The sequence below is a fragment of the Halorubrum salsamenti genome, assembly GCF_007671685.1.
GTDB lineage: Archaea > Halobacteriota > Halobacteria > Halobacteriales > Haloferacaceae > Halorubrum > Halorubrum salsamenti.
The window spans coordinates 34,621-59,116 of sequence record NZ_VCNL01000005.1; the positions used below are offsets into that span (position 1 = coordinate 34,621).

The following is a 24,496-nucleotide window of genomic DNA, read 5'->3' on the forward strand; positions in this document are numbered from 1 at the left end:
GGTAGCCTCCGTCGCTGAGCGAACCGTTAGGTATATAATGAAACCACATGATCGATGATCCGTACATGCAACAGGCTGTCACAGAAGAATATCTGCCGAGCGATTCGGAGGCGCCCGACACCATCCACACGCTGCCAGAGCAGCACTACCCCAAGCGGATCAACGTCGTCGACGAGCTGGTCGACAGACACGTTCGGGAGGGACGCGGGGATAGCGTCGCCATCTACTTCGAGGACCGGGAGATCACGTACGCGGAGCTACAGGAACAGGTAAACCGGCTCGGTAACGCACTCAAGGACCTCGGCATCGAACCGGGTGACCGGGTCGTTGCTCGGTTCCCAAACCGTCCGGAAGCGATCGTCACCTGTCTGGCGATCCAGAAGATCGGTGCCGTTGCGCTTCCGTCGATGAAGCTGCTCCGAGCGAAGGAACTGGAGTACATCATCAACAACGCAGAGGCGGCGGCGGTCGTCGTCTACGACGACCTGCTCAGCGAGGTGGAGAACGCGCTGCCGAACCTCGACACCGTCGAGGACGTGATCGTCGCAGGGCGCAACGGTGTCGACCACGACTACCACAGCTACGACGACCTAATTGCGGCGGCCGACGCCGAGCTGGAGGCGCACGACACGGAGCGCGACGATCTCGCGCTAATGCTGTACACGAGCGGGACGACGGGACGACCGAAAGGCGCGATCCACACCCACCGGAACATCCTCGCGACCGCCGACGGATACGCACGCTACTGTTTGGAGCCGACTGAAGACGACGTCTTCGGCGGCAATCCGCCGCTTCCGTTCGCGTACGGATACGGCGACCTCGTCACCTTCCCGCTGCGATTTGGCGCGAGTGTGAGCCTCGTCGAGGACGCCAGCCCCGGCGACCTGCTGGAGGCGGTCGAGGACCACGGGATCTCGATCCTCGCGTCGATCCCGACTGGGTTCAACCAGATTCTCGAACGGCACCCCGACGGACCGGAGGAGTACGACGTCTCGTCGCTCCGGCTCGGACTCAGCGCGGGTGAGCCCCTGACACCGACGACGTTCGAGAAGTTCAAGTCCGCGTACGGGATCGACCTCCTCGACGGGATCGGGACGACGGAGATGCTCCACATCTTCATCAGCCACCGCCACGACGACGAGATCGATCCCAGCCCGACCGGGTTCCCGGTGCCGGGATACGAGTGTAAGATAATCGACCCCGACACGGGGGAAGAACTCGAACGCGGGGAGTCCGGTCTGCTCGCCGTTCGGGGGCCGACCGGCATGGAGTACTGGAACCGCCCGGACAAACAGCAGGAGGTCACGCAGGACGGCTGGTCGATCCCCGGCGACATCTTCGTGCAGCGCGAGGACGGCCGCTTCGAGTACAAGTCTCGCAGCGACGACCTCATCATCTCCAGCGGGTACAACATCCCCGGTCCAGAGGTAGAGGCGGTTATCGAGGAACACGAGTCAGTCTCCGAGGTCGCCGTCGTCGGTAGCCCCGACGAGCAGCGTGGCGAGATCGTCAAGGCATTCGTCGTTCGCGCCGAGGACGAAACCGACGACGACGAGCTGATCGAGGAGATCCAGAACCACGTGAAAAACACCCTCGCGCCGTACAAGTACCCCCGTACGGTCGAGTTCTGCGAGTCGCTTCCGCGGACGGACACAGGGAAGATCCGGCGTACCGAACTGCGCGAGCAGGAACACGAGTAGTCGCCGTTTCGGCGCATCCGCGCTCCTGTCATCGCGATCGTCTTCACCGCGATCGTCGGCGTCCCCGACGCATCTGTCGTTCGTCCCGGTCGACCCGGCGCTATCGCCACCCTCCTGCCGGATCTCTCGACTGGGCTCGATAACTCGGTTCGTCCGGACTGATTCGTCAAGGACACGTGACGAACTGTTTCTGCTGGCTCAGACCGGGTGGCTGGGACGCCGAGTCTGCACGCCGTAGACCGGAGCCGTGTGACGCCAGAGACCGCCGTTTGCGTGATTACACTATACGTATACTATATCCGTATACAAACGTGCGTCGATCCGCTCGCCCGATCCCGCGCATGGTCTGTCGCTCGTTCGACGCCGCACCGACGATCCGGATAAATCGAACTCGAACGCGCCGTGTCGTTCCCGGGATTTGGGACTCATTAAATTACAACTGTATGTGTGTAATTCAATAGCCACTCCTCGTCCATATACCGTATACGTATTATGTATACGACACGGGTGTGCGGTCGCCGACGCCATCTCTCTTACTCGGCGTCGTCGGGCGACCCGATGAGCGTGTTAGTTATACACTTGTATGACAAACTCTATCGCTTCAACTCTGGAGGATGTCAAGCCGGTTCCGGGGCGCGGTCGGGACTGTGTCTGGCGATCTGAGACGTGATCGTTCCGCACGGGCGGCCTCGCGCGAGGTTCACGACGGTCGCGAAGGGCGCGCTCACGACGGTGACGGATCGGACAGACCGACGCCCGCGATGTCGATTCGAACGGCTGCGCTCGACGGCGACGGACGGCAAAAAAATGGATTCTATCCCGTCTTAGGGGCTCTCGTCGGTTCGGATCCGGAGATCCGAGCGGGGCTTCGCGATGCAGGTGAGGGCGTATCCCTCCTCTTGCTCGCTGTCGGAGAGGAACATCCCCTCCGTCTGGTCGACCTCGCCCTCCTCGACGATCATCGCACTGCACACGCCGCAGACGCCCATCCGACACTGGTAGGGTGGCCTGAGCCCAGCTTCCTCGGCCGCTTCGAGGATCGGTTTGTTTTCGGGTATCTCGATCGTCCGTCCCTCGTCGACGAACTCTACAGAGTAGGTTTCGACCATCAGTCGTTACTCCTGGTCGGTCGACCGCTCGAAGACGTGCTCGACCGGCTCGAACCCGTTCGCCTCGTAGAACCCCTCGGACCCCTCGTCGCCGTGGATGACATCGACGCGGTAGAAGTCGATATCCTTCGGCGACTGCGTGAACCACTCGTGAACCTCGTCGAGCAACGCCGCGCCGAGCCCGTTTCCGCGGTGGTCTTCGCTGACAAAATGACCGTTGATATACCCGTGGTCCTGCAGACGGAAGATCGGGTGGTTCCCCGTGATACGCGCCTCGAGCACCCCGACGAGGTCACCCGTCTCCTCGTGCTCGGCGACGATGACGTTCCCGTACTTGGAATCGACGAGCTGGTTCTCGAAGTACTTGAGCCACCGGTCGTCGGCGTCCTCCTTGTGTTCGTAGCGATCGTCGTGCTTCGAGAGGTGGCTTGTGAAGCCGTGCCACAGATCCAACAGCTCGGCGCCGTCATCCATCGTCGCCTCGCGTATCTCGTACGTCATGCATCACCATCTAAACCGGATCATCAAAAAATGCACTGGTCAGCGAGACCGACGCCGCCCGTGGCAGCTCGAACCACCCGTTCCGATCTACCGATATCGTTCTATCCGCTGATATCGGCCGATACAGGAACCGTATACAGCAAACAGTTATAACCTTGGAGTTTGAATGGCTTGATGAGATCAGCACTATGCCAACAGAGAAGCGATTCAAAGAGGAGTTGCAAAACGGACGGATGATCGAATCGACCGAAGAGATGACCGACGGCTATAAGAAGGCGCTCAAGCAGATCCTGACCGTCTCGGGGGATACGGAGCTGATGAGCGCGCCGGCGTACTACGACCAGTCGCTCAACGCGCCGTCGATGGACGCTCGGGCGTCATGCGTTAGCGTCATCCAGGACGAACTGGGTCACGGGCACATCGCCTACCGGCTCCTGGAGGATTTGGGCGAGGATCGACACGAGCTCATCTACGAGCGTGAGCCCCACGAATTCCGGAACACGTACGGATTCGATCAGCACCTCGATAATTTTGCCGAGCTCGTGTCCGCCCACGGGATGTTCGATCGCGCGGGGATCGTGCTTCTCAGCGACATTCACGAGAACACCTCGTACGCGCCGTGGAAGCGCGCGCTCACGAAGGTGAGCAAGGAAGAGCAGTTCCACCTTCGACACGGTGAGACGTGGATGCGCCGGCTCGCCAACAACAGTGAAAAGACGCGCCAGCAGCTCCAAGACGCGATTGATTGGATGTTCCCGATGGGCGTCGAGTGGTTCGGTATGCCGGACGACAAGAAGAAGCACGACGATCAGCTCGAGTACCGGATCAAGGGCAAGTCCAACGACGAACTCCGCCAAGATTGGCTCTCCCGGGCGATGCCGCTGATGGACGAACTGGACCTGGACGTGCCGGCCCACTACGACGAGGAGCAGGATAAGTACGTGCTCGAGTACGATATGCCGGTCGCGTTCGACCCCGAGAATAAGGAATGGCGCTTCGACGAGCCGATCTCTTGGTCGGACGTCATCGATCGATGGCGCTCTCGCGGCCCGGCCAACGAGAAGTACGTGAACATGATCCAGTCCGGCACGGTCAACGTCCAGGTGTAACATGTCGAGCGCACCATCGGAATCCAATGACGTGTCGACGGCGTCCCTGACCAGTGAGTTTGTCGCAGAGCGGCGGACCGACGCATCGCCGTTCGAGCAGCAGCTGTGGGACGTCCTCGACGAGATCCCCGACCCACACATTCCGGTCAGTCTCGTCGAGATGGCGATGATCTACGACGTCGACGAAGACGACGGCCACGTCACGGTCGAGATGTCGTTCCCCTGTATGGGGTGTCCGGCGTACGACATGATCCACAACGACGTCGAAAGCTGTCTGACAGTGCTCGACGGCGTCGACGAGGTCGATATCGAGGTCGTCTGGGACCCCGTCTGGTCGAAAGACATGCTTACGCCCGCAGTCAGAAACAAAATGAACGAATCCGGTATCAGCCTCTAACATGAAGTACGAAGTATTCGCACGAGTCAATCAAGGCGACGACACCATCCACATCGGAAACGTCACCGCCAAGTCGGACCGCCTCGCGAAAGTGTACGCCCGAAACACCTTCAACGAGGAGGACTGGGACCGGCTCGCAGTCGTCAGGGAGGACCAGCTTCTCGATGTCACAGGTGAGGCCAAGCCGACGGTCGAGGTGGGCACCCAATGAGCGACTGGCCCGACCCGGCGGTCGACTACGTGCAGGCGATCACCGACACGAAGATCCTCCTCGGTCAGCGGTACGCCCAGTGGAGCCTCGCCGGCCCCTCGCTCGAGGACGACATCGGCGGCGCCAGCGCCGCCCAAGAAGAGATCGGTCACGTTCGCCAGCTCGTACGCGAGCTGGAGGGACAAGGCCGCGACGCCGATTGGCTTAACGGCGACCGCGATCCCGAGGAGTTCGCTAACGCGTCGTCTCTCGACCGAATCGACGGCGAGTGGCCCGAATACCTCGCCTCGATCGCTCCCGCTGACCGCGCCGCCTGGTACATGCTGGACGCTATCGACCGGGACGACCTGGACGGACTGATCACCAAGATCGGCGAAGACGAATATTTCCACTTGGAGTATCACGATGCCCGTCTGGAGACGCTCGCAGCGGAATATCCCGAGCGGATTCAGGCGACTCTCGAGGAAACGCTCCCGCAGGCGCTCGCGCTCATCGGCCCGGCCGCGCACGATGAATCGGCGGATCCGGTATACGACACCGGATTCACCGACCGATCGACGGCCGAGCTTCGCGAGGCGTTCGCCGACCACTACCGGGAGCTGTTCGCCGACACCGACGTCTCGCTGGAGGCCGTCGACTGGGACGCGCCACCGATCGAGGAGTGGGACGAGACGCGCCGGCGCGCCGACGGTGGGGCGGTCTCCGAGGAAGACGTCACACAGATCAGCGGCAAACAGAACGAGCTGTTCGCGATGAACTGATGGCGATGACAAACAAACAGACCGAACCCGTCGTGGCCTGTCCGTTCTGCGAATCAACGGACACGGAACAGGAGTCGGCCTTCGGGAGCGAGATCTCGAAGACGCAGTACTACTGCAACGGCTGTCACACGGTGTTCGAACGGATCAAGTACGACGGCGCGAACCCTGACACCGGTCGGTAGGGTACCGCACCAGTCGGGGTCGTTCGATCACACCCCGACCAGCGTCCGCTCTACGCAGCACCGCTAGAGCCCGATTTGGGCGTAATTGGGGAACGTTTATGTGGGATTGGCGTGACCGGTATCCTGTATGTCGCTCCGACCGTTCGACGAGCTCGAACTCGAGTATTTCACGACCGAAGTAGACAACCACGTGGGCGTGCTCCGCCTTGACCGACCGCCGGCGAACGCGCACGACATCGACGTCCTGCTCGAACTCCAGCGCGCCGTCGAGTCGATCCGCTTCGACGAGAACGTCCGCGCGGTGCTTTTCGGCAGCGCCAACGACAGGTTCTTCTCGACCGGCTTCGATATCCAGGAGCTCGACGAGGAGTCGGGCCGGCAGGTCGGATACGCGAGCCAGACCAGCAAGGAGGTCATGATGAAGATCCGGTCGACGGACACGATTTTCATCGCGATGGTCAACGGCCACTGCATGGGCGGCGGCCTCGAACTCGCGCTCGCGTGTGACTTCCGGTACGTCGGCAACGACGACGACTACAACATCGGGATGCCGGAGATCAGCCTCGGCCTCATCGCCGGCGAGGCCGGCACGCAGCTGCTGCCGCGCTACATCGACCGGTCCGAGGCGCTGGAGATGATGCTCACCGGCGACACGTTTACGCCGGAAGAGGCGACCGAGAAGGGAATCTTCGACAAGATCTTCCCGCCGGAAGAGATCGAAGACGCCGCCTTCGAGTTCGCCGAAGAGATCGTCCAGAAGCCGAGCGTCGCGGTCGGCAACAACAAGCTGGCGGTCAACGAGGGGCTGGAGATGCCGCTGCAGGACGCGCTCGTTCACGAGCGTGAACTCCAGAACCGCCTGCTCGGCTCCGACGTCGCCAAGGAGGGCGTCAGCGCGTTCCTCGAGGACCGCGAGCCCGACTTCCTCGGCGTCGAACTCGGCGACAAAGAGCCCGGCGAGTAAGGTCACTCCCGTCGTCAGTCCCTCTGTCGTCTGTCCGTCCCTCTGTCGTCAGTCACAGTCACTCTTCCAGTCGTTTCGCTTCCGACGGCGTGAGTGACTGCTCCGTCGGATACGCCTCGACCGTCGCCCGGAATCTGACCGGCGGTCCGTCGATCCGTTCGACGACGTCGACGGCGGCGAGCCGTCGGAGGTGAGCCGCGGCCTCGCCGGCACCGAACTTCGCGTGGATACCCGAGAGGTCACCGAACAGCGTCTTCGCCACCGTCCACGGTGTCGACGGCTCCTCGGTGTCGGCGACCGCCTCGAAGGCGGCGGTCGCCCGCTCCCGGTGGTGGCGTCGTACGGCCGCGGTCTCGGCCGCGACATCGATGACCGTCCCGTGTCCCGGGCGAGCCGTCAGTCGGGCGGACTCGATCCGAGACAGCGAGTCGAGGTACTTCCCCAGCGGGTCGGCGAGTCGGGTGTCGCTACCGCCGACGTTAGGGGTGTATGTCGGCAACAGCAGGTCACCGAGAAACAGGTCCGTCTCCGTGCGGAGCGAGACGTGGCCGGCGGTGTGGCCCGGTGTGTGAACGAATTCGATCCCGCCGACCCGGTCTCCGTCGTCGTGTCGGTAGACCGGATGGGTGTCCGGGATCGGAGACGGCGCGTCGCCCTCGGCGACCTCGTCGCGGACCGGTTCCGGAACGCCCCAGCGTTCGAGGGTCCGACGATCGCGTTGCACGCGCCGCTTCCGGGCGCTCGCGTACTCGCCGACGAAGGGCGCGTCGCGCCGGTGGAGATGTACCGTCGCGTCCGTGCGGTCGGCGAGCCGGCAAGCGAGCCCCGCGTGGTCGGCGTGCCAGTGGGTGACGAACACGCGCTCAAGGTCACCGAGCCGGCAGCCGGCGGCTTCGATCCCGTCGCGGAGGTCGCGCCACGCCGCGTCCGTCGGCGGACCGGGATCGACGACGGCGTGCTCTGTCGGAAGGAGGTACGCGCTGTTCGTCCCCTCCGGCGTCCCCTCGCCGACGGGGATCCGGACTGGGTCACTCATCGTCGTCGAACCGGTCGGGACGGATCGCGTCGTCGAGCCCGAACTCGTCCCAGCGATCGGCCAACGACGCCAAGACGTTTTCGGAGAAGGCGGTCTCCATCGTCACCCGGGGCGCGATGTATTCCTCGTCCCAGCGCGGGTCCCACGTGGCGTTGATGTAGAGCCGCGAGCCGGAGTCGTCGTCGCGGTACGCCGGCGCGGCAGCGCTGGGGGCGTTCGATTCGCTAAACACCCAGTCGTTCGCCGGGTGCGCTTTCACCCACATATCGTCTAATGCGCGGGCGAGATCGGTCGGCTCCACCTGCTCGTCAACGATGAGTACCTTGTCGAAGAGATCGGAGAAGGAAAACAGCGTGTTCGCCAGTTGCCACTCGAAGCCGGCGTACAGGATCTCACTCGAGACGATACAGAGCCCGAGACGTCCCTCGACGGGGATCTGAATCCACCGCACCGGAGAGACTCCCCAGTAGTTGTTCACCCGACGGAACAGCTTCGCGGCTTCAGCCAGACACGCCAGGTGGATGTCGTCGGCCAGGGCCTCACCGGACGGCGAAAACGGTATCGTTGGGCTTTCGCGAGCCGCGATCGCTGTCGTCTCTACCGTAACTGTCGCCGTCTCGCACCCGGTTTCCCACGCCGCACCCCGTCCGGTAGCTGCGGACGTCGGATCGTCCGCCGTCGCAGGGCGGTTTCGCTCCCCGTCGACGTCTCGGGAGTCGCCATCGCGATGGTCGGCAACAGTTAGCTCGCCGTCGATGCGTACCTCGGCGTCGGCTGGGATCGTTCGTCCGTCGACGGTCGACAGCGGATCGTCGCTCAGCCCGGCGGCGAGGGCCGGCACGTCCGGCGTCGGCTGCCCTTGTGTCCACCCCTGCAGTGCGGCGAGTAGCATCGCGACCGGCACGCCGAGAAGGACGCTTGCGTCGGCTTCCCGCGGACACCACTCAGCGAACGCCCGTGGGACCGAGAGTTTCAGTTCAGTGCTTCTACGGCCCCGTCCGGCGATCGGCACCCACGTCGTCGTGTCGTCTACTTCGACTGCAAGCACGCCGAGCGAGACGAGTGGCACGCCGTCGCGTGTCATCGGCAGTCCGAGGTCGTACAGATCGATGCCGTCACGAACCGTCGCCTCCGGTTCCGCGACCATCTGCTCGTCGATGGGAGCGGGCCCCCAGCGGACGAGTTGGTCGAGCATGTCGACATACGATCTATCTGACGGCTCACCGAGCGCGAGGTCGATCCGACTCCACGGCTCCTTGTTGCCTGTGGAGAACTGATCGGGCCCGCCGTAAACGCCGCTCGCCAACTGAGCAAGCCCGGGAGTCTCGGCGAATCGGACGACCGGACAGTCGTGTCGGGTTGCCTCCGCCGCCACCGCCTCGGCCTCACCGTCCCAGTGGACTCGTTCGGTTACGTCGACGACGTCGTCGGTCTCGCGGAGCCGATCGAGGTGGTCCCGCATCCCCGTCATCGTTTCCCCTCATCCTCGGCGAACTGGAGATCATCTATCTCTACGCCGGCCCGTTCGAGGATCTGCCTCGCGCGGTATCGCCGGTCGACGTCGGAGGCCGCGCTGTCGCGGCGTCGAGCCTCTTGATCTGTCGCGTCGCTGCTCGTCGCGTCGATGTACGCCTTGGCGGTCTTCGCCTTCGAAGTGCCGGTCTGGATATCCCCCTTCTCTGTCGGGGTCTGATAGATGTTCAGGGGCACCTTCGGCATCGTCTCGACGCCGAACTGGTGGAAATCAGCGTCGGGATCCGCATGCAGCGCGAGCGCTTCGAGTACCGCACGCTGGTCGAGCGGGTTGACGTCGCCGTCGACGAACACGAAGAAGTCGACGTGCAGCATCCCCCACGTGGTGAAGATGAAGTTCGCCATATCGTGGAGGTAGCTCGGGTCCGTCTTCTCCGTGGAAATGACGTATACCGTCCGCGGCGTCGACTTCCACGGCGCGCAACACTCGACATCGAAGCCGGCGGTGCGGAGCCCCAGCGTTGCATCAGGGCCGACACAGCCGACCTCCATCGAGCTCGTCGTGTTCTCCGTTTCACCGACGCCCGTCCCTTCGACACAGAACGGGATGATCGGATCCTCTCGGCTGGTGATCCCGGTCACCCGGAACAGGGGCATCGACCGCCGAGGGCCATGCATGTAGCCGAAGTAGTCACCGAACGGCCCCTCGTCGCGGCGCTCGTTTGGTAAGATCTCTCCCTCGATCACGAGTTCGGCACTCGCCGGCACCATGAGATCGTTCGTCTCGCAGGGAACGAGATCGATGGGCTCACGCTTTAGCCCTCCCGCGTACTCCGCTTCGTTTCGACCCGTCGGGATCCACATCACGGAGGTGTACTGTACGGCCGGTTCGACACCGACGGCGAGCGCGACGGGCATGGGCTCGTCGCGCCGTTCGTACTTGTAGTAGTAGAGGTTCGGTGTCTGTTCACCTGCTAGCAGCAGGACGCTCGATGTTTCGCTGTCGTGGATCATCGACCGGTGGTACGACCAGTCGACCCACTCAGAATCGGGATCGGGGGCGATGAGGGTGTGGAGGTTCGAGTAGCGTCCCCCGTCGCCGGCGTGGATGTACGGCCACGGGTACTGCAGGAGGTCGACGTCGTCGCCTGTCTGCACCTGCTGCTTGCACGGGGCATCGTCGGGGGAGACAGTCCGCGGTTCGATCGGGTCTTTCAGCCGATCGATCACGGACTCGTAGTACTCATTATACGAGAGATCTCCGGGGAGCCCGAGCGCGAGCGCTATCCGGTCCCACGGCCGACGCTGAGAGCCGCGATACGGATCGCCGACGAGCCGGGCTGTGTCGACGTCCTCGAACAACGGCACGTCGCCGTTGGCCTCGTTCAAGAGAAGCGTCACGGCACTGGCTTCCAGGTTCCACGAGACGGATTCGTCGATCCGATGGAGCTCGCCTCGTGCCTCGAGGATCCGGAGGTAGTCTCGGAGGCTGTCGGCGGTCATTCCCCTTCCCGAAGCTCACTTGTCAGTTCGCTCCGCTCTGACTCAACCTTGAGGTCGATGTACTCGCTGACCACCTCTGGGTAGGCGTCGGAGAGGTATTCAAGCATGATCGTCCGGCTCGCCTCTGACACCGACTCGAACTCCCCGCGCTCGGTGAGGTACTGAAGCAGCGTCTTCACTTCCTTCGACCGCGTGTTGATCACTGTCGACTGGTCGTCGACTCGTTCCATCGCCGACTTAAGCAGTTCGTGATCGACCTGTTCGCCGTCATCTGTCTCGATCACGTCCACGTACCACTCCTCCTCGATGTTTTCGTGGGGGCCCTTGACGACCGTCAGACGCTCGGGATCCGAGAGGTTCTCCGGGTCCGTGTCTACTTTCGCTTTGATGTCGAAGATCTCTTTTGTCTCCTCATCACTCACCTGCAGTCGGATCTCTTTTCCTTCCGGATCCTCAGGCAAATTGTTTTCCGACGTGACGTACTTTCCTGCCATCGTTACCGATAGATACTGGACGATGTTCAATAAAACCCCTTACCAACGTCCGTGGGAACTCTGCGAAAATCGGCTGGGAACGAGAATCGCCTGCGCGAGACGCACACAAAGAATCACACTCATGTGGTGTGACATCGTCGATCGGTTTGATGCCTGATTCGGACACAGAGACTCTGTACCTGGAGGACATTGAGGAACACACGATCCACTGTGGCGAGGTGGAAGTCACGGCCGATGAAATCGTCGAGTTCGCCGAGCAGTTCGACCCGCTTCCCATACACACTGACCCGGAGGCGGCGGCTGAGAGCCGATACGACGGACTCATTGCCAGCGGCTATCATACGCTATCTCTGTCCGTACGGCTGTTGGTCGACGCGGTCCGGAGCAGACGTGCAGTCGTCGCGGGACTCGGAATCGACGATGTCCGGTGGCACGCGCCCGTCAGGCCGGGCGACACGATCACTGTCGAGACGACGATACTCGAGACGCGTCCTTCAGAGAGCGACCCGTCGAACGGGATCGTTCACGAGCGGATCACGGCGAGAAAGCGAGACGGAACCGAGGTCCTTACCCTCGAGAACCACGAACTCGTGGAGCGGCGCGACACCGAGACCGACGACGAGACGGTTGACTCATCTCCGGACGCTGAGCGATAGCGCACGAACGTTGACCCCTGTCCGGACTTGTTTGCCGTTTCCTGTACGCTTCTTACGGTCGGTCGAGTAGGACGCGGCATGCGAACGCTCACCAACAAGCGCGTACACTTCGGCGAGTTCGCTGGACCGCTTGCCCACGAATCGGCGATTTTCGACTGGCAACTAATAGCGACCCAAGAACTGGCAGCGGCGTCTGACTATCCGTTCGCGGCGATCCTCGAGGACGACGGAATCCCGTACGCCCCGGTCGTCGTCGACGCGAGCGTCCACCGTTATCCGGAAATCGGCGATGCGGTCAACGTCGATGCTACCCCGGTTGCGGTCGGTGAATCGAGTCTCGACCTCATATACGAGATGACTGACGGCGACGGCGATCCGATCGCGACGATACGCGCGACACACGTGACAATCGGTCCCGACGGGAGCGCACTGCCGCTCCCCGATGCGGCGCGGGACGCGTACGCCAGCGCCCGCGTCGACGAGGATCTCGATCCCGGTCCGGAACCGATCTCTGAGCCCTCCACGGACGGCGGAGACGCAGATCCGGCCGCAGTCGCCGACTCCGCATCACTCCCGTCGTACGGGACGACGGTCTCGATCCGGAGTCCGCACGTCGAGGGCGCAGAGCTGGCGTACTTCGAGGAATACCCTCGGTTTGCGGGGACCGCTCTCGAGGCGTTTGTCGCGGAGCGTGGCCCGAGCGTTGGCGATATGAGCGGAGAGAAGTGGCCGTACAAGCTCCGAGACTGGCACTGGGAGTTCAAGGCACCGGTGCCTTTCGAGTCGGAACTGCGCGTCGACTGCGAGGTCGTCGCCGTCGATCAAGAGGTGATCCGGGTCGTCCACGAGTTCTCCAGCGGCGGCACGACGAACATCGAGGGCGTCACCGAATACGGCTGTTTCGACCGCACGGGCGAACCGACGACGTTCGAGGAAGTGATGCTCGAACCGTTTCGGTGAACGACTACCGCACACTCCGTCGGACCCGTCAGTTCGGTATCTCACGCCGTCTAGCGGCACTAGCTAGTTGCGCAGCGTGAGAAGCAAGAAGCCACACCGAAGCTGTTGATGAAGCTCGGTATTCGGTGTCTGCTGTCCGAATTACCTCTTTTAAATACTGTTCTGTTTCTCGAGGTGTTCGGTGTTAATCGGATTCTGTCCACCGTTCACAGCCGGGTTCACAAGACCGATCTACAGCCAGACGCTGGCCGGAGTCCGAATCGCGTTGCGGTTGACGGAACCGTGATTCGGTTGACGACGAACGGTATCGGCTGTACGCTGCCGCCGATCCCGATTCGGACCGATTGCTCGGGGAAACGGTTGAAACGCCGAGAACAAACGTGATCGCGGACCGGTTCTCCGCGGAGATCCGCGAACAACACTACGTGGCTGACGCGATCGTTCTCGCTGATAACGCGGTTCGACTTCAGCGAGCCTGTCGAAACCACAGCCTCTATTTCAGATACGGACGACGTGGAAGTCGGGACAGCATTAAACATATCTCTAATGAGATGAATACGCAACTACCAGTTTTCAAACTGTTTAGCAACGTCGAAGCAGAAACTGCCACCGAGTGGCTGAGATCGTTCGCTTTCGCGTGGAATCGGCGTATCTCAACGCTCCCCGTGTACGCGGGAGTGATTTCGCTTGTAGCGGCGTCGTGACCGTCAGCCGTGGGACGGGGCCGTTCCGACTGACCGCTGTCGCCACACGCTCGCGACCAGTCCGGACCCGACAACACCGATAGACGAAAACGCAAGGACCGTCGTGAGGACGCTCGGGTCCGAGAACCCGGTCGTCGCGATGAACAGTGCGATCGCCGCGTTTCGGGCGGCAGTCGTCGTCGCCAGCACCTCTCGAGTCCCTCGTGCAGGGCCGCCGAGACCGTATCCGAGCAGTAACGATGCGCCCACGACGACAGCCGATAGCCAGAGTGTGTCCGTCCCGACGAGGGATATCATGCTATCGCTGTAGACGACGAACAGCAGCACGATCAACCCGACGAACGTGTAGTCTGAGACCCGCTGAACCGGCGAAGAAAGGTGGTCTGTGAGCGTCGGGAGGAGAATAGACATCCCGAGCCCGAGCAGGAGCGGAACCAGCTGGATGCCCAGAACGATCCGTCCGATAGCGACCGGATCGACGACGACGTCGCCGGGGAGCAACAGCAACAGAGAGATGGGGATCGTCACGACCGAGAGCACACAGAGGACCGCCATGAGACCGCTCGCGAACGCCACATCGCTATCCGAGACCTCTGCGAGCTTCGGGCCGAACGGAGCACCTGGTGAGACCGCGAGCAACACGAGGCCCGCTGCGAACCCGGTCCCCAGCGAAACCGTCTGAACGAGCAGGTAGGCGACCAATGGAACCGCGACGAGGTTCACCGTCAGGGATTTCGCCAGCAACCGCCGCTTTCGAAGCACATTGACGAGTTGGTTAGGAGACAACTGCACCCCCATCGAGAACATCGTAGAGAGCGCGAAGATCATCGTTACGACCTCGACAACCGCCTCACCGGATAGTTCCATCATTAGTTGCGTCTAATTGTAAGCTGTAACACGCCCTCGATACTACTCTCCTTCGCTTTCGGACGAGAAAACGAGAGTACGGGCCGAACAGACAACTAATCCCTGCTGGTAGCCAGCCCGGTACCGAGACTGCCGTCATTATTATCCCAAACGCGGTCGGGATTCCTCCGCCTGAAGGCGGAGGAGGATGTCAACCGGTAGCGTGGCTACGGCCAGAGTCCACGCATTTCATGGGCCTCTGCGATCCGTGATAGCGCGACGATATACGCCGCGTCACGCCACGTCACGTCGCGCGTCTCGAACTCCTCACGGACGCCCTGCCAAGCCGCCAGCATCTCCGTTTCCAACTCGTCGTGAACGCGGTCCAACGACCACGCACGTCGATTGATATCCTGCAGCCATTCGAAGTAACTCACTGTCACACCGCCGGCGTTAGCCAAAATGTCCGGAATCACCGGGAGATCTCGCTCGGCGAAGATCGCACTCGCCGCACTCGTCGTCGGTCCGTTCGCCCCCTCGATGACGATGTCCGCAGCAACGTCGTCGGCGTTCTCCGCCGTCAGGACGTTTCCGATCGCCGCCGGGATCACCACGTCCACGTCGAGTTCCAGTAACTCGTCGTTGGTCAACGTCTCCGGGGCCCCGTGCGTCAGCACCGCCTCCGGCTCTTCATCATGAGACGGAATCGCGTGTGTGTCTAACCCGTTCGCATCGTAGATCCCGCCATTGACGTCACTCACGGCGACGACGTTCGCACCCCAGTCGTCGAGTAATTTCGCTGCATTCGACCCGACACTTCCGAAGCCCTGCACAGCAACCGACGTCGCCGTGATATCCTTGTCGTAGTACTCAATGGCCTCACGAGCGATAATTGCGACACTCCGACCCGGCGCCGAGTCTCGCCCTTCACTCCCGCCGACGATGGGCGGTTTCCCTGTGACCACCCCGGGGATCGTTTCACCCTCTTGCATCGAGTAGGCGTCCATCAGCCACGCCATCGTCTGCGGATCCGTTCCCATGTCGGGCGCGGGGATATCTTTTGTCGGGCCGATGACGGACCGGATTTCGTCGGTGAACCGCCGCGTCAACTGTTCTTTTTCGGCCTCGCTGAGGTCCTTGGGGTTGACTGCAATACCGCCTTTCGCACCGCCGAAGGGGATATCCATCACGGCGCACTTCCACGTCATCCACATCCCAAGTCCGACACACTCCTCGCGTGTTACGTCGGGGTGATACCGAAGCCCACCCTTGAACGGGCCCCGAACGCTGTCGTGTTGGGCGCGATACCCGGTGTATAGCTCCACCTCCCCGTTTTCGCGTTCGATCGGAACGGTAACCTCGTGGACTTTTTTCGGATGTTTCAGTCGCTCGATGATGTTTTGACCGATATCGAGATGATCGGCGGCCTGCTGGAGTTGGCGGCGCGCCGTCTGTAACGCGGACTCCGGTTCACTTGGTTCCTCGTCTCGAGCTGTTGATGTCGAGGCCATGGTCATTCGATCGGCATGCGGCGGTTCCGCATCTCACCGCCGCAGTCGGGACATTTGCCGGGGCTCGTTTCCGAAAGCACGACGTTTCCACACTCAAAGCACTCGTAGGGCGATTCGGTGGATGAATTTTGGGAGGCGTCTCTCATGGTGGTTGAGAGCCCCGGCGGTATTTCGCAGGGTACTCTATCAGAGTAGAGGGGCCGTACGAGGGAATATTCAGCAGTTGATCATGAAGGCATCTGGTATGTTCCGGGATTTATTATTCAACCCTCGGCGGATTCAGCGCCGTTCAAGAGGGATCCCGCGCCCTCATCGAAGCGAACGGCGACGCCGTGAGCGAGGAGGGTGGGGTAGTTCACTCGGGGGACTGCGCAACGACGGGCGAGTGATCGTCGATCAGCGCCGTGAACAGCTTCCGTTGTGCCGTTCGAATATGCTGGTAGAAGGCCTGCGGAGAGATGTCCAGCGAGTCCGCCACGATCTCCCCGTTCGCCTCCCGTGGGGATTCGAAGAACCCGCTGTAGTACGCCGTCTCCAGGACTTCCAGTTGTCTGGCAGTCAGTTGGTCAAGCACTGACGCGTACAGTCCGTGTTCCGACGCCTGTTCCCGTGTTTGCTTTGACGTGAGCTTGACGTCGCTGAACCGCTCGCTGATGAACTGGGTGACATGCCTGACCTCGACACCTCGAGAGATGTCGATAACTAATTCTGTGTTCGACTGTGTGGCAGTCGCACCCTGAAGGACGGCACCGTGGTCGGCGAGTTCCGTCGCGAGAAACGGCTCAGATAACTGGAGCCGCACCACGCCTCCAGAGTCACCGCCGCGAATCCGCTGTACATCCTCAACGATCCGGAGGCCGTCCGCTGCGTCGATGACGGCGTCAAGCGGTGTATCGTCGATAGTGACGAACACGTAGTTTCCGCTGGCGGTCTGTCGGACGCCGCCTTCGTAGGTAAGCGTACAGTCAGCGGCTTTCGCCAATTGCGTCAGCACGAACGATGGATTGGTGGCCGTGTACTCGACCCGAGTCATCGACGTGGTGAGCAGCGCCCGCTTGCGCTCACTCGCGCTGATGGCGGAGGCGATCGTCTCTCCCAGTTCCGCGAACACAGACTGAATGGTCTCACCGAAGGCATCCGGCGTGTTCGCGTACACCGTCAGGACACCGTATGAGAGGTCGTTGTACACCAGCGGGATGCTCAACACGGAGAGCAGATCGCGCGAAATCGCGTCCTTGCGCCACGGGGCCGCGCGAAGATCGGCCGCGACGTTCGAGACGAGCGTCATTGTTCCAGATGCCGCCGTCCGACCGGCTGGCTCGACGTCTGCAGCGGCTACGGGGAACGATTGCGTATCGAGATATCCCTGATCAGTTCCGGCCCACGCCTGCGGTGTCACCGTCTCGTTCGCCCCGTCTAGAGTGCCGATCCAAGCGAACTGGAAGCGGCCGTCGGCAGTAAGGCGGTCACAGACGGTGTGATCGATCTCCTCGCGGGTCTCTGACTGTACGAGCGCCTGATCGATCTCTCGGATGGTCTCGTTGATCTGGTTGAGAGCGGTGAGCTGGTCGTTCCGTCGCTGGAGTTCGCGTTCCTGTTCGCGAAGCTGAGACTCGCGGTCAACGCGGTCGAGCGCCGCCTCTGCGGTTGCCGCGAGGAGGTCGGCAAGCTCTCGCGTGACGTCGTCGAACACGCCGACCTCTGTCGAGCCGACGACGAACACGCCGTGATTGCCGAGCGGGATGTATGCCGCACTCCGGAGGTCAGTCGCGAAGTTCGTAAGGCGGCCCGCGTCGTGGACGTCCGCGAAAAAGCTGGCTTCGTTCTCGACGAAACTGTGACTGACGAGGTCGTTCCCGTCCGCGTGAACGGCCGGCAGTGGACCGTGGGCGTTCCGCATCGCCTGCGAGTGGACGGCCGGCTGGAGATGATTCTCGTCGGCGTCGAAGAGGTAGACGGCACTGGCCTCGAGGCCCAGAACGTCCGAGGTGTCGTCCACGACGTGTTGGGCGATCTCTTGGTGTGTTTCAGCGTAGAGGAAGTCTCGGGCAGTCTCCTGTAGAGTGGCCAGCGACTGTTCGCGCTGCTTTCGCTTCGTGATGTCCCGACAGCTGTACAGCAGCGTCCCGTCCTGAATAGCGACTTCGCGAACGTTCACCAACAGCGTGTGTTCACGGCCGGCTTTGTCCGTGGCCGTCGTCTCGATGTTCTTCAGGACGCCCTCGTCAGCGAGCTTCTCACGGTCGAAGAGGTCCTCGCCGAGCAGGTCCTTGATCGTTCCGAGCTCCCGGATCTCGTCGGCGGTATATCCGAAAATGAAGTGAGCGTTCGGACAGACGTACGTGTATTCGCCGTCCTCGTTGGTCATGAGGACGGTGTCGGTCATATTGTTGAGCGTGACGCGGTGGAGTTCTTCGGAGCGTCGGAGTTCCCGTTCGAGATCGACGCGCTCGGTGATATCGACACTGTCGACGATGATCGAGACGAGTTCGCCGCGTTCGTTGGTGACCGGCTGTACGGAGAGTTCCAGAACGCTGGAGCTCGCTGCAGCGTCCTGGATGACAACGGCGTGCCTAAACTCGCCGTCTCCAGCCGTGTCCACGAGCTGACGGATGTCAGCTCTCGTTTGGCTGTTATCGGGCCACCAGGGAAGCGTCCAGAACGGGTCACCGACGACGGCGTCAGCGTCCGTATCCACCATGTTACGGGCGGCTTGGTTGACGCGCGTAAGCGTCCCATTGGGGGCAAGCACCCACGTGGCCGATCTGGTGTCGTGGAAGATGGCGTCGAACTGTCGGGCACGCTCGCGCTGCGTGGCCGAGCGCTGAGATTTCCGAAGGGCCCGCTCAGTTCGTCGTAAAGCATCGCTGAGGGTGTCGTCCGACAGGTCAGTGACAGCGATGTAGTCAGTAATACCGGCTTCGATGGCCTCGCTAGCGAGTCGCTCGCTGCCGTCCGTCGTGCCCAATATCACCGGTAGCGTAGCCGACGTATCGCGGATGCGGCGAACGAGATCGATGCCGGTGGATTCAGCGAGATCGTAGTCCGTCACGACGCAGTCAACGGCCGTCTGTCGAACCTTCTCTTGGGCTGCCGATACCGTTGAGACAGTGTGGACCGTCGTGTCAAAGTCCTCTCGGAGGGCACCAGCGTATGACGTTATCCATGGCGTGTCGCCGACAACGACGACAGCGGCCGTGTCGAGGATGCTATTCGTTGTGGAGTTCATGTGTGGAGCAGTAGGAGCCAATCACGGAGTTTGGTACCACGGGGGGTGAGATACTGATACCATCCGATACTCAATGAACAATCAAAATCCCTGCTATTTAATAATCAACCTCGACCGCTATTCGGTGTTACTACACCAACGGTGGCCGTAACTACACCAAGTTGGATCCCTAAGTGGTGGGAGTCGGCATTCGAGCCTATAATGGGATCTGATATCTGACCGGCTCTGTTGAAATCCTATTTGTCAGACAGATTTTCACCTGAAACAGCCGGTCGATGAGAGCTGCTTATTGATTAGGAAGAAACATTATAACGCCACTATCGGTAAAATGGACTATGCCCTCCCGACGTGATGTAATAGTTGGATTGCCTCTATTACTGGCGGGATGTACCGACTTACAGGACGGGTTTAGTTCGGACAGTGGAAGTGACGAAATACCCTCGGCAGACCAAATTGCAGGAGTGTATGCTGTACTTGTTACTGAGGGCTACGAAGATGAGCCGATAGTCCACTACACCGACGACCGAATTCACGGAGTGGCGGCTCTTCAGACGCTTATCGAAATGGGAGTAGATACAGAGCCCCGAACGGACGGTAACAACCAAACCACTGAGCGCCCTGAAACGGTACTCATAGGCCACGGCGATGTTTCACAAGACAACCTGTACGAAGCCGTAGAAGCTCTATATGACCTCCCACAGAGAAAGAAGCGCGATTGGGGGATACCTAAATGGTATATTGAACATCCTGAACAGGTACTCAGAGTATCCTACGTTCTCTTTGACTGAACTCCACAGATACAATATCTTGTAGGATTCCTGACCACATCGTTTGTATCTCGCACAGGGCTCCTGACACAATACAGGCAAATCCGTACTGAGTGTCAGTGTATGGATCACCTGTACTGACCGCGACTGGGTGAGAATATATCACTTGCTGAGGATTTCAACAGAGCTATCTGACCCTATTAGATATATCTAAAATACCATATGTATTATCTAAACTATCAATTATAGTTTATAGACGTTTTTCGATCTTCATAGTTGGATACTGAGATCACGACTGCCACTCGATAGAGCGGATTACATCGCATTCGATAAGACGACAATCTAGGTAGCTAACGATTGAAATCGACTGGACACCGTCGATCTCTCGAATCAAACTATTTGCTAGATATCTTCTTTAACAGGCACGGAAGACCGTAATTGTAGATCAGTTACCTATGTTGATGACCTATTTCGGTGGATCTGCCGCAAACACGGGTCCGGGTTAAGATACACACGATCTTGAAATCAGAAATTTTCAAATATCTTAACTGTATTATAATATAATGATATACAATTATATATAAATATTTGATAGTATCGCCATAGAACCTCCGGTGAGTGGTTCAGATCTTCATCTTCAGGGGGTCAGGCCCGCCAAGACATGATCGGCTCGTTGAGCCGAAACAAGCGACCCCATCTGCGTTAACACTCAGTTACCCCGACCCCGTTGTTTTTTACTCATTCGATTTATTCGGGTTACCATGGATATCGTAGACGTGGCTGGGTATGCATTATCATCACGAATTGATCCGCACCAAGATCGCTCGTTCCACGGTGGATCTCGTCGGTTATTAAAACGGGATGTCGTTCTCATCGTAATTGAGACTGCGGACGGCACTCGCGGAGTCTCTACAGCCGGCGCAAGCAGTTCAGCCATGACGGAGTATTTCGAAGGGGAATCCCAAGGGACGTTCGCCGATGTCGTTGATGACGTAGTGGCGAACGCACTGGAGGGAGAGACGATTGAGGAAGTTGCCGATGCTCACACCCTTCTTAAGAACAGCGATATTCCGGAGGGCGATCTGACTGAGGCTATCTCAGCAGTCGACGTGGCTCTCTACGATATTCTGGGTAGACAGCACGGGGCCCCTGTGTATGAACTACTCGCGGACCGGTACGAGACATCCCCTTCAACGCAGCTTCCGCTCTACGCCAGTGCGGGGATGTATATGGAGCCGGAGGAGTACGCCGATCAAGCCAAAGTCGTCGAAGAGCTCGGCTTTTTCGGATATAAATACCGTCCGGGAATTGGGCCAGAGGATGACCGTCGCACAGTCGAACGTCTCGCCGAAACACTGGACGAGACGGAGATCATGCTGGATGCCCACACATGGTGGAAACTCCGCGAAGGCTACGGACGAGAAACCGTCCAGAGCCTCGTTGAACACGCCGGCGAACACGACGCCTACTGGGTGGAAGAGCCCGTCAGTCCAGACGAGTATAACGAATACACCGAACTCGCCGAAATCGGAACTCCGCTGGCCGGCGGAGAAAGCGAAAACGGGCCTGAAGAGCTCCTCGCACTTGGTAAGACGGGAGCAGTCCAATTTCTACAAGGGGACGTCCGTCATCACGAGGGGTTCACCGGTTGTTGGGAGGCCGTCGAGTTCTGTGTGGGACGAGACGATATCACATTCGTCCCCCATAATTTTGGTACGTGGATCGGGTTGGCTGCCAACGCTCACCTCGTTGCGGCTGCCCCAGAAGCGGATCTCGTGGAGTACCCCATTTTCGAGGACGATCCCGTATTCGATACGGCAGTCGATCCCGGCATGTATCCGTTTGATCTGGCGTTCGACCTCATTGAGGGACAACCGACTATTAGCGATGGCATCTTATCCGTCTCAGACGATCCCGGGCTAGGTGTCGAAGTGAATCTCGATGTTATCGATGAGTATCCCTTTGTAGAAGGACCATGGACGGAATTTCATTATGAGGAGTAGTTGACCCGCCGAACCAGAGACAGGGGGGTAGTTCAGAACCGTTGAGAGGCGTTCCGTATGCTCATCCCGTTTGCAATGTCCGTTGAGATTGGGTCATCAAGACAACAGAGCGATCGGAGGTTCGGGAGACACGGTACACACCAACCGCGATATCCGCTGAGATATTCGAATCGATCTCTCCGTGCATGGGGCGCACTACGCGATCTACTCCGCTGAGATCGGAGAGAAAATCAAGGCGGACGGTCTACTGAGGTCGTCGTATCAGGCGCTATACCGTTGACGACGGGACCGATTCCTCATTATCTGATGGATTCCAGATGGCGTTTCCAGTTCGGCCATCAAATAGGTGAACGTAGTCCGGTGGGAACCGAACGCCGATGCGGTCACCCTCTTCGAAACGCTGACGACCGGTGATCGTCGCGATGATCGATTGGTTGAATTCGGCATCCACGGGGTCCAAATAGAGGTTATGCTCCTTTCCGAACGGCTCGACGACATCGATCGTAGCGAAGAAATCGTTCGGTTCCTCCGGCTCCGGAAGCACATCGACGTTTTCGGGACGAATACCCAGCGTTACCTCTGGTGTAGCACTGACGCTTTCGGCCATCTTCTCGGTCAATTCGTACCTAAAGTTCTCACGCGTAAGCGTTCCGTTCTCTCGATTGAGCGAGACAAAATTCATCGATGGTTCACCGATAAATCCAGCGACGAACTGATTGTTTGGCTTGTGATAGCACTCCATCGGTGTTCCGAATTGCTGGAGTTCACCCCCGTCGAGGATGATAATTCGGTCACCCATTGTCATCGCTTCCGTCTGGTTATGGGTGACATACAGCGTCGTGACATCCAGCTGTCCCTGGATGTGTTGTAGTTCCGTCCGCATCTGCGCCCGGAGCTTCGCGTCAAGGTTTGATAACGGCTCGTCCATCAGGAACACGTCCGGATCCCGGACAATTGCTCGTCCGAGGGCGACGCGCTGTTGCTGTCCACCAGAAAGATCCTCCGGCTTCCGGTCAAGTAGCTCACCAATCCCGAGCATCTCCGCGGTCTCCACGACCTTCGTTTCAATCGCTTCGCCGGAGAGGTCCGTCGAGTGCCTGAGACCGAAGCTGATGTTCTCTTTGACGGTCATGTGCGGGTACAGCGCGTACGACTGAAACACCATCGCGATGTCCCGTTCCTGTGGGCGCTGGTCGTTGATGACCTCGTTTTCGATAGCGATCTCGCCTTCGGAGATCTCTTCGAATCCGGCGACCATCCGCAGGGTTGTGGTTTTTCCACAGCCGGACGGGCCGACGATGACGATGAACTCGCCGTCCTCGACGTCGATATCGAGGTCCTGTACTGCGACCACGTCGCCGTACCGTTTCGTCACGTCATTGAATGATAGGTTGGACATTGTTGTGAATCGGGTTATTTGACTCCCTCAGCGAACTTATCGCCGAACAGGAGGTACACGATGAGCGTCGGCAGTGCAACGATAAATGCGCCTGCCGTCTGTCGGTTGTACAGCTGTGCGTATCCACTATTAAGATCGTTTAGTGCGACCGTCACGGGGGCCGCTTGGCTACCGGCCGAAATAATGAGTCCGTAAAAGAACTCGTTCCAAATTGTCGTGAACTGGAAGATGAGCACGACTGCGAACATCGGATACGAGAGTGGTACGATGATCTCCCGGTATATCTGGAAGATACTCGCACCATCCAGCCGAGCGGCCTCCATCAGTTCCTGATCGATCGTCAGGTAGTACCCTCTGAATAAGAGCGTACAGATGCTGATCCCGTACGCACTATGGGTGATAATCAACTCGATGATTGTCGCGTGGTAGTCTTGGATGTACGGAAGCGCCCAGAGGTTGATCGGTCCGAGGTTTGCCAGGATCGCGTGAATGTCGACGATACTCCAAAACCGAGAGAGCGGAACGACGATCGCCTGCTTCGGGAGGAACGTGGCGGCGACAAAAATGGCCATGAGCCCGACCTGTCCCCGCCAGTCGACCATCGTCAAACCGTACGCGGCCAAGCTTCCCAGCACTGCGGAAAAGACCATTGCGGGAATTGTGAACGCGAAGCTGTTGATCATCGAAGGGCCCAGAATGTCCAGCGCCGCTAGCCACGGGCTGATCGAAAATCCCCCCGGTTCTGGCGGTGCCATCGGGAGTGACTGGGCAAACTCGGAAATGGTCTTGATAGACGTCATCAACCCGGCGTGAAGTGGGAGGAGGAACACGAATGCTCCCAGCACGGCGAGTATCTGAACGACGAGCGTGAAGCCGCCCTCACGGCTCCGTATCTCTCCTGCTGTCCCCTGGATCGATTTTCTCAGTTCGTGTGTTGTTTCTTGTATTGTCGTTATTAGTTGCATAGCTGTTACCTCACGG

23 protein-coding genes and 1 pseudogene are annotated in these 24,496 nt (G+C 60.0%); 12 read left to right on the forward strand and 12 right to left on the reverse strand.

Annotated elements, in window-relative coordinates; genetic code table 11:
* Positions 1–65: 65 nt before the first annotated feature.
* On the forward strand, positions 66–1,700 hold the full coding sequence (locus FGL94_RS13465) for an acyl-CoA synthetase (protein WP_144926272.1): 1,635 nt from the start codon (positions 66–68) through the stop codon (positions 1,698–1,700).
* 824 nt (positions 1,701–2,524) lie between these two features.
* Here the strand turns inward: FGL94_RS13465 and FGL94_RS13470 are convergent.
* Positions 2,525–2,809 carry a 2Fe-2S iron-sulfur cluster-binding protein gene (locus FGL94_RS13470; protein WP_144926276.1) on the reverse strand — a complete coding sequence of 95 codons (285 nt, stop codon included), beginning with the start codon at positions 2,807–2,809 and terminating at the stop codon, positions 2,525–2,527.
* 6 nt (positions 2,810–2,815) lie between these two features.
* On the reverse strand, positions 2,816–3,310 hold the full coding sequence (locus tag FGL94_RS13475; RefSeq protein ID WP_144926279.1) for a GNAT family N-acetyltransferase: 495 nt from the start codon (positions 3,308–3,310) through the stop codon (positions 2,816–2,818).
* 188 nt (positions 3,311–3,498) lie between these two features.
* Here FGL94_RS13475 and FGL94_RS13480 point away from each other — a divergent pair, with 188 nt between their 5' ends.
* The 6 genes from FGL94_RS13480 (at position 3,499) to FGL94_RS13500 (ending at position 6,934) form a co-directional block, all read left to right on the forward strand.
* The gene (locus FGL94_RS13480) at positions 3,499–4,419 is read left to right on the forward strand and encodes a Phenylacetic acid catabolic protein (protein WP_144926282.1); all 921 of its coding nucleotides are present in this window, start codon (positions 3,499–3,501) and stop codon (positions 4,417–4,419) included.
* A 1-nt stretch (position 4,420) separates the two neighbouring features.
* Positions 4,421–4,816 (forward strand): metal-sulfur cluster assembly factor, encoded by a 396-nt coding sequence (locus tag FGL94_RS13485; RefSeq protein WP_144926285.1) that lies wholly within the window; start codon positions 4,421–4,423, stop codon positions 4,814–4,816.
* Between the two features lies 1 nt (position 4,817).
* On the forward strand, positions 4,818–5,027 hold the full coding sequence (locus FGL94_RS13490; protein WP_144926288.1) for a phenylacetic acid degradation PaaB family protein: 210 nt from the start codon (positions 4,818–4,820) through the stop codon (positions 5,025–5,027).
* Positions 5,024–5,788 (forward strand): Phenylacetic acid catabolic protein, encoded by a 765-nt coding sequence (locus FGL94_RS13495; protein ID WP_144926291.1) that lies wholly within the window; start codon positions 5,024–5,026, stop codon positions 5,786–5,788. The genes FGL94_RS13490 and FGL94_RS13495 overlap by 4 nt, the downstream gene beginning before the upstream one ends.
* A 5-nt stretch (positions 5,789–5,793) precedes the next feature.
* The gene (locus FGL94_RS18395; protein ID WP_186313415.1) at positions 5,794–5,970 is read left to right on the forward strand and encodes a PaaD-like zinc ribbon domain-containing protein; all 177 of its coding nucleotides are present in this window, start codon (positions 5,794–5,796) and stop codon (positions 5,968–5,970) included.
* 127 nt (positions 5,971–6,097) lie between these two features.
* A complete protein-coding gene (locus tag FGL94_RS13500) occupies positions 6,098–6,934 on the forward strand; it encodes an enoyl-CoA hydratase/isomerase family protein (RefSeq protein WP_144926294.1) in 837 nt (278 codons plus the stop codon).
* A gap of 58 nt (positions 6,935–6,992) precedes the next feature.
* On the opposite strand, the gene FGL94_RS13505 is transcribed toward FGL94_RS13500, so the two are convergent.
* From FGL94_RS13505 to FGL94_RS13520, 4 genes are read right to left on the reverse strand one after another with little or no spacing between them, the layout of a single operon-like run.
* Positions 6,993–7,970, reverse strand: coding sequence for an MBL fold metallo-hydrolase (locus tag FGL94_RS13505; protein WP_144926297.1), 978 nt, complete (start codon positions 7,968–7,970; stop codon positions 6,993–6,995).
* Positions 7,963–9,441, reverse strand: a complete 1,479-nt coding sequence (locus FGL94_RS13510; protein ID WP_144926299.1) for a UbiD family decarboxylase — start codon at positions 9,439–9,441, stop codon at positions 7,963–7,965. Before FGL94_RS13510 ends, FGL94_RS13505 begins: the two co-directional genes overlap by 8 nt.
* A complete protein-coding gene (locus FGL94_RS13515; protein WP_144926302.1) occupies positions 9,438–10,946 on the reverse strand; it encodes a UbiD family decarboxylase in 1,509 nt (502 codons plus the stop codon). Before FGL94_RS13515 ends, FGL94_RS13510 begins: the two co-directional genes overlap by 4 nt.
* The gene (locus tag FGL94_RS13520; protein WP_241659182.1) at positions 10,943–11,470 is read right to left on the reverse strand and encodes a hypothetical protein; all 528 of its coding nucleotides are present in this window, start codon (positions 11,468–11,470) and stop codon (positions 10,943–10,945) included. The genes FGL94_RS13515 and FGL94_RS13520 overlap by 4 nt, the downstream gene beginning before the upstream one ends.
* 119 nt (positions 11,471–11,589) lie before the next feature.
* On the opposite strand from FGL94_RS13520, the gene FGL94_RS13525 reads away from it, so the two are divergent.
* From FGL94_RS13525 to FGL94_RS13535, 3 genes and pseudogenes are all read left to right on the forward strand, one after another.
* Positions 11,590–12,096 (forward strand): MaoC family dehydratase, encoded by a 507-nt coding sequence (locus FGL94_RS13525; RefSeq protein WP_144926305.1) that lies wholly within the window; start codon positions 11,590–11,592, stop codon positions 12,094–12,096.
* A 78-nt stretch (positions 12,097–12,174) separates the two neighbouring features.
* Positions 12,175–13,056 (forward strand): thioesterase family protein, encoded by an 882-nt coding sequence (locus FGL94_RS13530; RefSeq protein ID WP_144926308.1) that lies wholly within the window; start codon positions 12,175–12,177, stop codon positions 13,054–13,056.
* 81 nt (positions 13,057–13,137) lie between these two features.
* Positions 13,138–13,760: pseudogene (locus tag FGL94_RS13535) on the forward strand (IS6 family transposase); the annotation flags it as partial.
* Between the two features lie 3 nt (positions 13,761–13,763).
* Here FGL94_RS13535 and FGL94_RS13540 read toward each other — a convergent pair.
* From FGL94_RS13540 to FGL94_RS13555, 4 genes are all read right to left on the reverse strand, one after another.
* A complete protein-coding gene (locus tag FGL94_RS13540; protein WP_206664926.1) occupies positions 13,764–14,627 on the reverse strand; it encodes a bile acid:sodium symporter family protein in 864 nt (287 codons plus the stop codon).
* A gap of 206 nt (positions 14,628–14,833) precedes the next feature.
* Positions 14,834–16,123, reverse strand: a complete 1,290-nt coding sequence (gdhB, locus tag FGL94_RS13545; protein ID WP_144926313.1) for a glutamate dehydrogenase GdhB — start codon at positions 16,121–16,123, stop codon at positions 14,834–14,836.
* Positions 16,120–16,263 (reverse strand): rubrerythrin-like domain-containing protein, encoded by a 144-nt coding sequence (locus tag FGL94_RS13550; RefSeq protein WP_144926316.1) that lies wholly within the window; start codon positions 16,261–16,263, stop codon positions 16,120–16,122. The genes gdhB and FGL94_RS13550 overlap by 4 nt, the downstream gene beginning before the upstream one ends.
* Positions 16,264–16,472: 209 nt before the next feature.
* Complete coding sequence (locus FGL94_RS13555; RefSeq protein ID WP_144926319.1) at positions 16,473–19,346, reverse strand: bacterio-opsin activator domain-containing protein; 2,874 nt, start codon at positions 19,344–19,346, stop codon at positions 16,473–16,475.
* Between the two features lie 335 nt (positions 19,347–19,681).
* On the opposite strand from FGL94_RS13555, the gene FGL94_RS13560 reads away from it, so the two are divergent.
* Positions 19,682–20,134, forward strand: coding sequence for a hypothetical protein (locus FGL94_RS13560; RefSeq protein ID WP_144926323.1), 453 nt, complete (start codon positions 19,682–19,684; stop codon positions 20,132–20,134).
* Positions 20,135–20,874: 740 nt separating this feature from the next.
* On the forward strand, positions 20,875–22,116 hold the full coding sequence (locus FGL94_RS13565; protein WP_144926326.1) for a mandelate racemase/muconate lactonizing enzyme family protein: 1,242 nt from the start codon (positions 20,875–20,877) through the stop codon (positions 22,114–22,116).
* 268 nt (positions 22,117–22,384) lie between these two features.
* Here FGL94_RS13565 and FGL94_RS13570 read toward each other — a convergent pair whose 3' ends face one another.
* Positions 22,385–23,515, reverse strand: coding sequence for an ABC transporter ATP-binding protein (locus FGL94_RS13570; protein ID WP_144926329.1), 1,131 nt, complete (start codon positions 23,513–23,515; stop codon positions 22,385–22,387).
* A 14-nt stretch (positions 23,516–23,529) separates the two neighbouring features.
* Positions 23,530–24,480 (reverse strand): carbohydrate ABC transporter permease, encoded by a 951-nt coding sequence (locus tag FGL94_RS13575; protein WP_144926332.1) that lies wholly within the window; start codon positions 24,478–24,480, stop codon positions 23,530–23,532.
* Positions 24,481–24,496: the final 16 nt, after the last annotated feature.

Excerpts from the sequence above, each read along its gene's own strand:
- FGL94_RS13465 (WP_144926272.1), top strand. The coding sequence starts at position 66 with ATGCAACAGGCTGTCACAGAAGAATATCTGCCGAGCGATTCGGAGGCG.
- FGL94_RS13470 (WP_144926276.1), bottom strand. The coding sequence starts at position 2,809 with ATGGTCGAAACCTACTCTGTAGAGTTCGTCGACGAGGGACGGACGATC.
- FGL94_RS13475 (WP_144926279.1), bottom strand. The coding sequence starts at position 3,310 with ATGACGTACGAGATACGCGAGGCGACGATGGATGACGGCGCCGAGCTG.
- FGL94_RS13480 (WP_144926282.1), top strand. The coding sequence starts at position 3,499 with ATGCCAACAGAGAAGCGATTCAAAGAGGAGTTGCAAAACGGACGGATG.
- FGL94_RS13485 (WP_144926285.1), top strand. The coding sequence starts at position 4,421 with ATGTCGAGCGCACCATCGGAATCCAATGACGTGTCGACGGCGTCCCTG.
- FGL94_RS13490 (WP_144926288.1), top strand. The coding sequence starts at position 4,818 with ATGAAGTACGAAGTATTCGCACGAGTCAATCAAGGCGACGACACCATC.
- FGL94_RS13495 (WP_144926291.1), top strand. The coding sequence starts at position 5,024 with ATGAGCGACTGGCCCGACCCGGCGGTCGACTACGTGCAGGCGATCACC.
- FGL94_RS18395 (WP_186313415.1), top strand. The coding sequence starts at position 5,794 with ATGACAAACAAACAGACCGAACCCGTCGTGGCCTGTCCGTTCTGCGAA.
- FGL94_RS13500 (WP_144926294.1), top strand. The coding sequence starts at position 6,098 with ATGTCGCTCCGACCGTTCGACGAGCTCGAACTCGAGTATTTCACGACC.
- FGL94_RS13505 (WP_144926297.1), bottom strand. The coding sequence starts at position 7,970 with ATGAGTGACCCAGTCCGGATCCCCGTCGGCGAGGGGACGCCGGAGGGG.
- FGL94_RS13510 (WP_144926299.1), bottom strand. The coding sequence starts at position 9,441 with ATGACGGGGATGCGGGACCACCTCGATCGGCTCCGCGAGACCGACGAC.
- FGL94_RS13515 (WP_144926302.1), bottom strand. The coding sequence starts at position 10,946 with ATGACCGCCGACAGCCTCCGAGACTACCTCCGGATCCTCGAGGCACGA.
- FGL94_RS13525 (WP_144926305.1), top strand. The coding sequence starts at position 11,590 with ATGCCTGATTCGGACACAGAGACTCTGTACCTGGAGGACATTGAGGAA.
- FGL94_RS13530 (WP_144926308.1), top strand. The coding sequence starts at position 12,175 with ATGCGAACGCTCACCAACAAGCGCGTACACTTCGGCGAGTTCGCTGGA.
- FGL94_RS13540 (WP_206664926.1), bottom strand. The coding sequence starts at position 14,627 with ATGGAACTATCCGGTGAGGCGGTTGTCGAGGTCGTAACGATGATCTTC.
- gdhB (WP_144926313.1), bottom strand. The coding sequence starts at position 16,123 with ATGACCATGGCCTCGACATCAACAGCTCGAGACGAGGAACCAAGTGAA.
- FGL94_RS13550 (WP_144926316.1), bottom strand. The coding sequence starts at position 16,263 with ATGAGAGACGCCTCCCAAAATTCATCCACCGAATCGCCCTACGAGTGC.
- FGL94_RS13555 (WP_144926319.1), bottom strand. The coding sequence starts at position 19,346 with ATGAACTCCACAACGAATAGCATCCTCGACACGGCCGCTGTCGTCGTT.
- FGL94_RS13560 (WP_144926323.1), top strand. The coding sequence starts at position 19,682 with ATGCCCTCCCGACGTGATGTAATAGTTGGATTGCCTCTATTACTGGCG.
- FGL94_RS13565 (WP_144926326.1), top strand. The coding sequence starts at position 20,875 with ATGGATATCGTAGACGTGGCTGGGTATGCATTATCATCACGAATTGAT.
- FGL94_RS13570 (WP_144926329.1), bottom strand. The coding sequence starts at position 23,515 with ATGTCCAACCTATCATTCAATGACGTGACGAAACGGTACGGCGACGTG.
- FGL94_RS13575 (WP_144926332.1), bottom strand. The coding sequence starts at position 24,480 with ATGCAACTAATAACGACAATACAAGAAACAACACACGAACTGAGAAAA.